This window comes from Paenibacillus brasilensis (genome assembly GCF_009363115.1).
GTDB classification, from domain to species: Bacteria; Bacillota; Bacilli; order Paenibacillales; family Paenibacillaceae; genus Paenibacillus; species Paenibacillus brasilensis.
The window spans coordinates 929,086-940,000 of sequence record NZ_CP045298.1; the positions used below are offsets into that span (position 1 = coordinate 929,086).

Below are 10,915 nucleotides of genomic sequence, written 5' to 3' on the forward strand. Positions count from 1 at the left end.
AAAGGCTAAATTATTGAAATAAAGAGAAAGACTGCTTGCGACTTGGTACTAAGCCCGAAGGCTTGACCATAGAATGATAATAGTTCAAACCTTGGTACAGGAGGAATTAGCAATGGAGCTCATTCGCCGCTGGAGTCCGTTTCGTCTGGCCCATCCCATTTTATCCGGCTTGTTTTATGCTTTTGCATGGATGCTGCTGGGCGCATTGATTCTTTCACTACTGTTGTGGCTAACACAGATGCAGGAACAGGACTTATCCTTGTATACGTACATCGTTCACGCATTCGCTATGCTATCTGGTGGCTTCGTCGCCGGTAAAAGATCCACAAACAAAGGCTGGTATCAAGGCGGCATTACAGGCATCCTGTATGGATTAATTGTTCTTCTGGTCGGTTTTCTGGCACTGGATGCGGGCATGAACGCTAAGGATCTGTTGCACTTGGGAATTGCCTTTATCATAGGTGCGGGAGGCGGAATGTTCGGAATTAATCTCAGTAAATAACGAATTTAAAAAAGTGAAGTGAACGCGGGGCATGTAACGATCAACACAAAAAACCGAGCCTTCTCATAGGCTCGGTTTTTCACATGATGACAGGCAGATTCTACGATTTAGATACAACTTCCTCAGATGCTGTATCTTTTGCAATTGCATTACTGATTGCACTGCGGTCAAAGGTCAGCTTTGTTACATCATTTACACGCAAAACAACCACATCGTCCGTGATCTCCATAATTGTACCGTGAAGACCTCCGATTGTAATCACTTTATCTCCCTTTTTCAAAGCTTGAAGCATCGATTGGCGCTGCTTTTGTTTTTTCTGATTCGGACGAATCAGCAAGAAATAGAAGATTACAAACATCAGAGCCAATGGCCAGATCATTTGGAAAAGTCCCCCAGCTCCGCCGGGTGCAGCCGCAGCTGTAGCAAATTGAAACATGTTAAATCCCCCTTTCGTATACACTCCCCTGAAACTTAAAAGCCTTTATCATTATCATGAAGACCGTACTGCTCAAAAAATTCATCGCGGAAATCAAGCAGTCTGTCATCCATAATCGCTTGTCTGACATTATGCATCAATTGTATTAAGAAATGCAAGTTATGATACGTTGTCAGTCTGAGCCCGAAGGTTTCATCTGCTTTAATCAAATGACGCAAGTAAGCACGTGAATAATTGCGACAAGTGTAGCAATCGCAAGCCGGATCAAGCGGGCCAAAATCGCTTGCAAAATTGGCATTACGAACGACAAGACGACCCTGACTTGTCATCGTTGTCCCGTTGCGAGCAATCCGGGTTGGAAGTACACAATCGAACATATCCACACCGCGGATAGAGCCCTCAATTAAGGCATCCGGCGAACCTACGCCCATCAAATAACGTGGCTTGTTGGTAGGAAGTAGAGGAACCGTATAATCAAGCACTTCATACATCAAATGCTTTGGTTCACCTACACTCAGTCCACCAATAGCATACCCCGGGAAATCCATGGAAGTCAAATCTGCGGCACTTTGCTTGCGCAGATCTTCATGCATGCCCCCTTGTACAATGGCGAACAGCCCTTGATCATGAGGACGCGCATGTGCCTCTAAACAACGCTCAGCCCAACGGCTGGTGCGTTCCAGTGACTTTTTCACGTATTCATACTCAGCCGGAAACGGTGGACATTCATCGAAGGCCATCATAATATCCGAACCCAGCGAGTTTTGAATTTCCATCGCCACTTCCGGCGAAAGAAACTTCTTATCTCCATTTAAATGAGAGCGAAAATGAACACCCTCCTCTGAAATCTTACGCATTTCGCTTAAGGAAAACACCTGAAATCCGCCACTGTCCGTTAAAATAGGACGATCCCAATTCATAAACTTGTGCAGTCCACCCGCTTCACGAATAATATTATGACCAGGACGAAGAAACAGATGGTACGTGTTACTCAAAATAATTTGAGCATCCATCTCCTTCAATTCCTCAGGACTCATCGTTTTGACCGTAGCTTGCGTTCCCACAGGCATAAAGGTTGGTGTCTCAATAACCCCGTGAGGTGTATGCACACGCCCAAGGCGGGCTCCTGATTGCTTGCAGGTTTTAATATGTTCGTATCTTATTGCTGGTGCCATATTTTCTCTACCATCCTTAATTAATAAATGAACATTGCGTCCCCGAAGCTAAAAAACCGATATTCGCGGTCAATCGCTTCCTGGTAAGCATGCATAATATTCTCCCTGCCCGCCAGTGCGCTGACAAGCATAACCAGGGTGGATTTAGGCAAGTGGAAATTCGTAATCATTGCATCCACCACACGGAATTCATAACCTGGGTAAATAAAAATCTGGGTCCAGCCACTGCTTGCCTTAAGTACTCCATCTGCGAATTGACTGCCCACCGTCTCCAGCGTTCGGCAACTGGTTGTACCCACGGCCACGACTCTTCCGCCACGTGCCTTGGTTTCATTAAGTACATCTGCCGTTTCCTGTGACAATGAATAATATTCCTCGTGCATTACATGCTCTTCAATCGTGTCTACCGACATCGGTCTGAACGTCCCTAAACCGACATGAAGTGTAACAAAGGCAATGGAAACGCCCTTCTCCCTAATTTGGTCTAGCAATTCTTCTGTAAAATGCAGTCCTGCCGTTGGAGCCGCAGCAGAACCTTCGTGCCGAGCATAAACCGTCTGATAGCGCTCGCGATCATCCAGTTGCTCCTTGATATAGGGTGGAAGCGGCATTTGCCCAAGACGATCCAGGATCTCCTGAAAAATACCTTCATAAGAAAATGAAAGCACCCTGCCCCCCATATCTCCTTCTTCCTCAATAACAGCCTTCAGCTCATCACCGAAAACGATTACAGCTCCCTTTTTCAGTTTTTTACCTGGCTTCACCAATGCTTCCCATCGGTCTCCCTCCAATTGCTTAAGCAGTAGCACCTCGGCCTTAGCCCCCGTGTCTTGCTTAATACCGAACAAGCGTGCAGGAATCACTCGCGTATCATTTAACACCAGCGTATCCCCAGGGCTAAGATACTGTACAATATCCGCAAATGTATGATGCTCCACTTCACCGTTATTCTTGTTTAACGTCAGCAATCTGGAAGCGCTCCGTTCCAGCAAAGGCGTCTGTGCAATTAATGTTTCGGGTAATTCAAAATCATAGTCGTTTACATTCATATATTGGTCATTCCTTAACTATATCCACATTTTTGTAATAGTGTTGCAAAATTTTCTTGTAATCATACCCCTGTTCGGCCAAACCGTTGGCTCCCCATTGCGACAAGCCCAAACCATGACCATTTCCTTTGCCTGTAAAAATAAAGCTTTGCGTTTTATCAATGACTCGTGCATGACGGTCTTCGTTCATGACGACCACTCCGTTACCGCTTGAAGTGCTGCTCCCGGATGCTGACAAAATTTGAGTTCCTTGCGAACCACTTACATGAGAAGTGGCCCCATCAGCGCCTAATACAGTATAACTGCCGGTACTCGCAATATCAAACAGAGTACTCGGTAATCCCCCCATCGCTGAACGATACATATCGGGATATTTTACTGTCAAAGGTGAGCCGTTGGCCTCAACCTCAAGAACACGCCCTGACGGACCACGTTTGGTAACATCCAGATGATCAATTAAGGACGGTACTGTACCTGTAACTTTCCCTTGTAGGGATTTAGCAATCTGCGCTGATGTAAAAGGTCCACGCACCCATGCATAGTCTCCGGATTGAGGGACCTTCTCCAAAACAATCATCTCTTCACCCGGTTGCGCCTTGGCTACTGGTGCAACGGCTGATTGAATTTGGGGAATAGCACGCACATTGGTATTCTCAGCAGTAACGGTAATTTTGTCTAACCCGGCTTCTGTGACTCCCTCCAGCTCCTTGGCATTATCCTCACGAATATAACCTGTCTTGCCACTGGAGAGAAGTACATGATACCACTCCTGTGCTCCTTTTTGCGCCGTTGTATCTCCCGAGCTGTCTACGCTGGCGAATGCTTCACCACCGCTGTTCCATACCTCGGAAGCATCTGCTGTTACACCGCCCGCATTGGATGAAAATACAGCTTCGAGCACTTTGCCGCCGCTTTTAATGACTTCACCAGCCGTGGCATCTACAGCCTCGCTGACATTCGCATTTTCCGAGCCCTTGCCATTATAAGCTTGACTTAACGTGCCATCCACCACATTACCAATCTGAAACCGAGTCCCTTGGGCAAGTGCATAGCTGCGGGCAGCCACCGCTTGAGCCTTGAGAGCTTCCGCCGGCCATGAGGAATAGACCTCAGCTCCTACCACGGAATACAAATACTGCTCCAACGGTACATCATTAACAAGCGCCAGTTGTCCTGATGTTATGCTAATCTCCATGTCGCCGCGATATGTACGCTGTGATCTTTCAACCACTTGAACGCCATTGTTACCGCCGTTGACTATTATCTTACTGTTATCAGAGCCACTCAGCATATAATGTAACATTGCTTGCGAGCCTGTCGTTACTCCTGCTTCTTGTCTTATTATGAGGCCGGTTTGAGTAGCACTAACTTTAGATAACGTAAGTTTGGGCTGCTTGCTCTCCAGTTCTGCTTTTAAAGCCGACAGCTTGCTGTCGTTACTCTCTTCACCAACCCACACAGCATACTGACCTCTTGATTGAATCACCGTAAAAGCATCAAAGCCTGCGGCAGCAATTGTCGTTCGAACGAGGTTTGCCTCCTGCTCGCTTCCATAGCTTCCTGTTGACCAGTGCTTATTCCCCTTAACTTCAGCCTGCGCTCCGGTTGCGGAAGAAATCCGCTGTACAGCAGCCTGTGCTGCCTGTTCACTTGTATATATTCCCGCGTACACCTGATAGACAGAGCTACCGTTTTTGGATCCGATAAAAACCGTAGGTTTATCATTCGTCTTTTGCAGGACTTGAGCCGCTTTTATCGCAGCTGCTTCATTTCCTTCAAGCACCTTCACCCGATAGCTATCCACACTAAAACGAGCGGTGCTGTCCGGTAGTCCCATCCAAGCCTGAAAACTGCCTCCACTGTTCTGTCCGACACTCAAACCCTCTGATGATTTCAAGGTTACCGCAGGGACTGTTGCTTTATACTTGCTACCTAGATCCGCAAAGATCACTACACGAATATCCTCTTGGGCGGCGGCAGCGTGAACACTCGAAGTCCAAGGTAAGCAAACTGTAGCTAATACCATAATTGCTGCTGCTCGTTTGGCTCTGCCTGTCCATGTACTGAATATTGTTTTTCGGTTCAATGCTTTCCCACTCATTTCTGGCTTCCCCCATTCCGACTGTCTTACACGCATAAAGCATGGTTTGGCGGGATCTCGACCATTGCCTGTCCCTTTAAATACATCGACGGAATAAACCAAAATTTGAACACGGTTAGTTCTAACTCACAGGTCTTTTTCCCTAGCCATCCTATTCCGCCAATGTCATATTTACCATAAACGTATTTACTCTATCGTACTTGCCATATTTGCGTAACTACGCTCTGAATTAATCTCAATTCCATTTCTTTTTAAACCTTATTTCGGGCTTGTTCTCTTGTAATAAAAATCCGCCATTCCTAGTCACCGCGGATCCGTTGGCATAGGGATTCCAAGGTGAGCATATGCTGCCGGAGTCACCGTCCGTCCTCGAGGTGTTCTTTGTAAAAGTCCTATTTGTAGCAAATATGGCTCATACACGTCCTCAATCGTCTGGCTCTCTTCACCGATGGTTGCGGCAATGGTATCCAATCCCACAGGTCCGCCTCGAAATGAATGAATCATTGCCTTAAGCATTTTATGATCAATTTCATCCAGTCCGAGCGGATCTATTTGAAGCCTTTTTAGTGCCTCTGCGGCCAATTCTGAATGAATAATACCGTCTCCAGCAACTTGAGCAAAATCACGCACCCTTTTTAACAGCCGGTTCGCAATCCGTGGTGTTCCCCTTGAACGCAATGCGATTTCTTCGGCTGCATCCCCGACGATCTCAATCTCCATAATGTCCGCATTTCTTGATACGATGTAGGCCAGCTCGTCAGTCGTATAAAACTCCAATCGACTGATAACACCAAACCGGTCGCGCAACGGCGCAGAAAGCAGACCAGCGCGTGTAGTAGCCCCTATAAGGGTAAAGGGCGGCAAATCCAGGCGAACCGATCGCGCACTCGGACCTTTACCAATCATAATGTCCAGTGCAAAATCCTCCATCGCCGGGTACATGACTTCTTCCACCGTCCGATGAAGGCGATGAATTTCATCAATGAACAAAACATCGCCTTCTTGGAGATTGGTCAGCAACGCAGCCAAGTCTCCGGGTCTTTCAATCGCAGGCCCCGAAGTGGTGCGCAAATTAACCCCTAGCTCATTCGCAATAATGTTAGCGAGAGTCGTTTTACCCAATCCGGGTGGACCGTACAACAGTACATGATCCAACGCTTCTTTACGCATCTTGGCTGCTTCAATGTAAATTTTCAAATTTTCCTTAACCTGATTTTGCCCGATATATTCATTAAGATAACGGGGGCGAAGGCTTAGCTCCGCCGTTTGGTCTTCCATCATCAAATTGGCGGAAATAATCCGATCATCCATTTTCCATCGCTCCTCTTTTCACCAGACTTCTGTCAACGGACATCAGCGTCCTATCCGGCAAACAACAGTTGCAAAGCCCGTTTCATCAAAATATCGGCAGATTCATCAGGTTTGGCATCCTTCTTCATTCTGCTCCATACCTTATCCAACTCTGCATCTGTGTAACCGAGCGCCTTGAGCGCCTCACGTGCCTCGCCCCAATAGGAGCCCTCTCCCTCTTCCACGACAGGCTCCGCAAATAATCCAGTCACCATTCCCAGCGAACCAATACCGTCCAGCTTGTCTTTCAAGTCCAGAATCATACGTTGTGCCGTCTTTTTACCAATCCCCGGTAACTTGGTGAGAAATGTGATATTTTCCTGATAAATCGCCGTCACCACATGAGCAGGCGTACCGCCTCCCAAAATACCAAGTGCCACACGTGGTCCAATACCAGATACATCGATTAATTTACGGAATAATTGCTGTTCCTCACGGGTTGCAAACCCGAACAGTGAAATAGCATCTTCCCTTACATGATGGTGAATGTAAATAACCACCGGCCCTTCCGTTTTGGCGAAGGCGTAAGGATTGGGACAGAACACGCGATATCCCACCCCCTGCACATCCAAAACGACATATTCATTTTCCAAGTGAGCTACAGAACCACGCAAGAAATCTATCATTTTCGCAATACCTCATTTAATTTTGAATTTAGTCCATAGGAATGCGCATGACAAATAGCCACCGCCAAAGCATCCGCTACATCATCCGGTTTGGGCACAGCCTGGAGCTTTAGAAACATTCTAACCATCTCCTGTACCTGCTTCTTCTCCGCCTTACCATACCCTACAATAGCCTGCTTAACCTGCATCGGCGTGTATTCCCCTATAGGGAGATTACGTTGCTTTGCAGCCAGCACCAGCACACCCCGTGCCTGACTTACAGACATAGCAGTCGTAACGTTGCGATTAAAAAAAAGCTTCTCCAGCGCTACCGCATCAGGCTTATATTTATCAATCAATTGCAACATGCCTTCATACACATGAAACAACCTTTCTTCTTCCGGTGTATGAGCCTCAGTCTGAATGCAGCCGTACTGCACAGGAACCACCTTACTGCCAATCTTGTCCACAAATCCGAAGCCCACAATAGCAATACCCGGATCAATTCCTAGAAAACGCAAAAAAATCTCTCCCCTATCACTAAACGATGGTGTTAACTAACCATCAGCCTACTCTATCCTCAATACATTTGTGCTAAATTCCATACAAAGCGAACATATGTGTCGTTCATTTCATTATAACAAAACTTTGTATCTAATAGAGGAAAAAATTTTACTCTAAGTAAAAACATAAAAAGAGACGCCACAAGCATCACCTGATCGGTAAATGCCTAACGTCTCCTGCTTCTAATCAATATTGCTGTTTTAATACCCTCTGTGTTCGTTCCACCGCAAAGTCACTAAAAGTAGAGATTACACTGTTATACTCGTTTATATCCTGTACACGGATTCCCTGCTGAAGTTGTTCATACACCCCTTCCGGTAAAGCCGTTTCCATGGAGTCCACATCCAGTTGGAAAAAAGTCCGTATAACCTTCTCCTTTTTAGGTGGTCCTTCAAACAAAGTGAGCTGTCCGTCAGCGCTCAAGCCCATGTAGCCGCGCTCTTTACACGATTCCGACAAATCTTCTACCCTCCGCTCCAGCCACACCTCTCCCTTGGTATTAAGCCGTCCCTTCCAGTCGGGATGCTGCCTTAGTAAATTTTCCAGCTGCTGCGAGCTCAGCGTACCTAAGGAAAGTGTTTCCGTACCACAGACGTAGGTGGTTAACAGACGAGTCTTCCTGCTTATACCGGAAGCACGTATGCTTTGCAAAACTTGCATCTGTGAGGAGCGATCTTCAGCCTGTGTTGTGGGTGAAGATTCCTCCATATCAACCTCTGCCATAACTGTAGCGGCCAGTGGCTGTGACAGCATAGCCTGCATATGTCTTGAAAACAGAATACCCAACCCTGCCAGCAAACAAGCCGCTCCAAAAATGGTAAAGGCCCATACCATTCTTCTTCCCTGATTCCAACGCCGTTTCATTTGTTTTTTCCAACTTAATCGCTTCACAGTAATCCCTTCCGTCCCACTTTTTGTGTTAGTGTGACCTGGCGATTACTGAATTATACAAAAAGATAATAAATACAATAAAAAAAGCCGCTGTTCCCAGCGACTTTCCTTTTGAATCGGGATGACACGATTTGAACATGCGACCCCCTGGTCCCAAACCAGGTGCTCTACCAAGCTGAGCTACATCCCGAAAAACATGCCGGTGAGAGGACTCGAACCTCCACGGTTTCCCTCACGATTTTGAGTCGCGCGCGTCTGCCAATTCCGCCACACCGGCTTATGAAGTTAATGGCGCGCCCTGAGAGATTCGAACTCCCGGCCTTTTGATTCGTAGTCAAACGCTCTATCCAGCTGAGCTAAGGGCGCAAATATGGAGCGGACGACGGGAATCGAACCCGCGACCCTCGCCTTGGCAAGGCGATGCTCTACCGCTGAGCCACGTCCGCAATACAATTATACTATAACATATAATTTCAAAAATGGTGAGCCATGAAGGACTCGAACCTTCGACACCCTGATTAAAAGTCAGGTGCTCTACCAACTGAGCTAATGGCTCCCAACAGGGTAATATAACTTTGTAGAAATGGCGGAACTGACGGGATTCGAACCCGCGATCTCCTGCGTGACAGGCAGGCATGTTAGGCCTCTACACCACAGTTCCATAATAAAATTTAATTGGTTGCGGGGGCAGGATTTGAACCTGCGACCTTCGGGTTATGAGCCCGACGAGCTACCGAACTGCTCCACCCCGCGTCAGTAAAAGAGATATCTTTTAAATTATTAATGGTGGAGGCTGAGGGGATCGAACCCCCGACCCTCTGCTTGTAAGGCAGATGCTCTCCCAGCTGAGCTAAGCCTCCGTATTACTTATGACCCGTAGGGGATTCGAACCCCTGTTACCTCCGTGAAAGGGAGGTGTCTTAACCCCTTGACCAACGGGCCATGCAATAAAATAATTCTGGCGGAGAGAGAGGGATTCGAACCCTCGAGACGCTTTTGGCGCCTACACGATTTCCAATCGTGCTCCTTCGGCCAACTCGGACACCTCTCCATATGGCTCCCCGAACAGGACTCGAACCTGTGACAACTCGATTAACAGTCGAGTGCTCTACCAACTGAGCTATCAGGGAATAATAATCATTAAGATTCGCTTGGCGGCGTCCTACTCTCCCAGGACCCTGCGGTCCAAGTACCATCGGCGCTGGAGGGCTTAACGGTCGTGTTCGGGATGGGTACGTGTGGAACCCCTCCGCTATCGCCACCAAACATGAATTTGCCTCGCAAATTCTTCCGTATGTTTATTCGGTTCATCACCTATCGTGTGAATGAATAGCCATGCGCTTGTCGTATGTATTCCTACATACCTTCAAGGTGTTACACCCTGAAAACTGGATCCGAAACTTCATTGCGTCTTATCTTTAGGATAAGCCCTCGACCGATTAGTATTGGTCAGCTCCATGCATTACTGCACTTCCACCCCCAACCTATCTACCTCGTCGTCTTCAAGGGGTCTTACATACTGGGAAATCTCATCTTGAGGGGGGCTTCACGCTTAGATGCTTTCAGCGCTTATCCCTTCCGTACATAGCTACCCAGCGGTGCTCCTGGCGGAACAACTGGTACACCAGCGGTACGTCCATCCCGGTCCTCTCGTACTAAGGACAGCTCCTCTCAAATTTCCTACGCCCACGACAGATAGGGACCGAACTGTCTCACGACGTTCTGAACCCAGCTCGCGTACCGCTTTAATGGGCGAACAGCCCAACCCTTGGGACCTACTTCAGCCCCAGGATGCGATGAGCCGACATCGAGGTGCCAAACCTCCCCGTCGATGTGGACTCTTGGGGGAGATAAGCCTGTTATCCCCAGGGTAGCTTTTATCCGTTGAGCGATGGCCCTTCCATGCGGTACCACCGGATCACTAAGCCCGACTTTCGTCCCTGCTCGACTTGTAGGTCTCGCAGTCAAGCTCCCTTCTGCCTTTGCACTCTTCGAATGATTTCCAACCATTCTGAGGGAACCTTGGGGCGCCTCCGTTACTCTTTAGGAGGCGACCGCCCCAGTCAAACTGCCCACCTGACACTGTCCTCGTACCGGATCACGGTACCAAGTTAGAACCTAGATACGATCAGGGTGGTATCCCAAGGATGCCTCCCCTCAAGCTGGCGCTCAAGGTTCAACGGCTCCCACCTATCCTGTACAGATCGTACCCAAATTCAATATCAAGCTGCAGTAAAGCTCC

9 protein-coding genes, 11 tRNA genes and 2 rRNA genes (1 of these 22 cut by a window edge) are annotated in these 10,915 nt (G+C 47.7%); 1 reads left to right on the forward strand and 21 read right to left on the reverse strand.

Features of this window, described 5'->3' with window-relative positions; all coding sequences use genetic code 11:
- Positions 1–112: 112 nt before the first annotated feature.
- Positions 113–502 carry a TIGR04086 family membrane protein gene (locus tag GCU48_RS04235; protein WP_025716933.1) on the forward strand — a complete coding sequence of 130 codons (390 nt, stop codon included), beginning with the start codon at positions 113–115 and terminating at the stop codon, positions 500–502.
- A 100-nt stretch (positions 503–602) separates the two neighbouring features.
- Here the strand turns inward: GCU48_RS04235 and yajC are convergent, their stop codons facing one another.
- From yajC to GCU48_RS04340, 21 genes are all read right to left on the reverse strand, one after another.
- Positions 603–938 carry a preprotein translocase subunit YajC gene (gene yajC / locus GCU48_RS04240; RefSeq protein WP_025716932.1) on the reverse strand — a complete coding sequence of 112 codons (336 nt, stop codon included), beginning with the start codon at positions 936–938 and terminating at the stop codon, positions 603–605.
- A gap of 35 nt (positions 939–973) precedes the next feature.
- Positions 974–2,113: a tRNA guanosine(34) transglycosylase Tgt gene (gene tgt, locus GCU48_RS04245; RefSeq protein WP_152379183.1), complete on the reverse strand. Its 1,140-nt coding sequence runs from the start codon at positions 2,111–2,113 to the stop codon at positions 974–976.
- A 20-nt stretch (positions 2,114–2,133) separates the two neighbouring features.
- Positions 2,134–3,162, reverse strand: coding sequence for a tRNA preQ1(34) S-adenosylmethionine ribosyltransferase-isomerase QueA (gene queA, locus GCU48_RS04250; RefSeq protein ID WP_152379184.1), 1,029 nt, complete (start codon positions 3,160–3,162; stop codon positions 2,134–2,136).
- A 7-nt stretch (positions 3,163–3,169) separates the two neighbouring features.
- Entirely contained in the window at positions 3,170–5,263 is a 2,094-nt protein-coding gene (locus GCU48_RS04255) for a SpoIID/LytB domain-containing protein (RefSeq protein ID WP_152379185.1), read from the reverse strand.
- 303 nt (positions 5,264–5,566) lie between these two features.
- A complete protein-coding gene (ruvB, locus tag GCU48_RS04260; RefSeq protein WP_025716928.1) occupies positions 5,567–6,574 on the reverse strand; it encodes a Holliday junction branch migration DNA helicase RuvB in 1,008 nt (335 codons plus the stop codon).
- A 50-nt stretch (positions 6,575–6,624) separates the two neighbouring features.
- Entirely contained in the window at positions 6,625–7,239 is a 615-nt protein-coding gene (ruvA, locus tag GCU48_RS04265; RefSeq protein ID WP_152379186.1) for a Holliday junction branch migration protein RuvA, read from the reverse strand.
- Positions 7,236–7,739 (reverse strand): crossover junction endodeoxyribonuclease RuvC, encoded by a 504-nt coding sequence (ruvC, locus tag GCU48_RS04270; protein WP_152379187.1) that lies wholly within the window; start codon positions 7,737–7,739, stop codon positions 7,236–7,238. Before ruvC ends, ruvA begins: the two co-directional genes overlap by 4 nt.
- Before the next feature lie 229 nt (positions 7,740–7,968).
- Positions 7,969–8,673: a BofC C-terminal domain-containing protein gene (locus tag GCU48_RS04275; protein ID WP_025716925.1), complete on the reverse strand. Its 705-nt coding sequence runs from the start codon at positions 8,671–8,673 to the stop codon at positions 7,969–7,971.
- A 116-nt stretch (positions 8,674–8,789) separates the two neighbouring features.
- Positions 8,790–8,863, reverse strand: a tRNA-Pro gene (locus GCU48_RS04280).
- Positions 8,864–8,870: 7 nt separating this feature from the next.
- Positions 8,871–8,950, reverse strand: a tRNA-Leu gene (locus tag GCU48_RS04285).
- A gap of 12 nt (positions 8,951–8,962) precedes the next feature.
- Positions 8,963–9,039: transfer RNA gene (locus tag GCU48_RS04290), tRNA-Arg, on the reverse strand.
- 5 nt (positions 9,040–9,044) lie between these two features.
- Positions 9,045–9,119 (reverse strand) — tRNA-Gly (locus tag GCU48_RS04295).
- 34 nt (positions 9,120–9,153) lie between these two features.
- Positions 9,154–9,229 (reverse strand) — tRNA-Lys (locus tag GCU48_RS04300).
- A gap of 28 nt (positions 9,230–9,257) precedes the next feature.
- Positions 9,258–9,334, reverse strand: a tRNA-Asp gene (locus GCU48_RS04305).
- 15 nt (positions 9,335–9,349) lie between these two features.
- Positions 9,350–9,426: transfer RNA gene (locus GCU48_RS04310), tRNA-Met, on the reverse strand.
- 31 nt (positions 9,427–9,457) lie between these two features.
- Positions 9,458–9,533, reverse strand: a tRNA-Val gene (locus GCU48_RS04315).
- A gap of 10 nt (positions 9,534–9,543) precedes the next feature.
- Positions 9,544–9,615 (reverse strand) — tRNA-Glu (locus GCU48_RS04320).
- Between the two features lie 17 nt (positions 9,616–9,632).
- Positions 9,633–9,724: transfer RNA gene (locus tag GCU48_RS04325), tRNA-Ser, on the reverse strand.
- 3 nt (positions 9,725–9,727) lie between these two features.
- Positions 9,728–9,803: transfer RNA gene (locus GCU48_RS04330), tRNA-Asn, on the reverse strand.
- Between the two features lie 19 nt (positions 9,804–9,822).
- Positions 9,823–9,939, reverse strand: a 5S ribosomal RNA gene (rrf, locus tag GCU48_RS04335).
- A 153-nt stretch (positions 9,940–10,092) separates the two neighbouring features.
- A 23S ribosomal RNA gene (locus GCU48_RS04340) occupies positions 10,093–10,915 on the reverse strand; it runs 2,105 nt beyond the window's last position.

Coding starts and splice junctions, on each gene's coding strand:
- GCU48_RS04235 (WP_025716933.1), top strand. CDS start 113: ATGGAGCTCATTCGCCGCTGGAGTCCGTTTCGTCTGGCCCATCCCATT.
- yajC (WP_025716932.1), bottom strand. CDS start 938: ATGTTTCAATTTGCTACAGCTGCGGCTGCACCCGGCGGAGCTGGGGGA.
- tgt (WP_152379183.1), bottom strand. CDS start 2,113: ATGGCACCAGCAATAAGATACGAACATATTAAAACCTGCAAGCAATCA.
- queA (WP_152379184.1), bottom strand. CDS start 3,162: ATGAATGTAAACGACTATGATTTTGAATTACCCGAAACATTAATTGCA.
- GCU48_RS04255 (WP_152379185.1), bottom strand. CDS start 5,263: ATGAGTGGGAAAGCATTGAACCGAAAAACAATATTCAGTACATGGACA.
- ruvB (WP_025716928.1), bottom strand. CDS start 6,574: ATGGATGATCGGATTATTTCCGCCAATTTGATGATGGAAGACCAAACG.
- ruvA (WP_152379186.1), bottom strand. CDS start 7,239: ATGATAGATTTCTTGCGTGGTTCTGTAGCTCACTTGGAAAATGAATAT.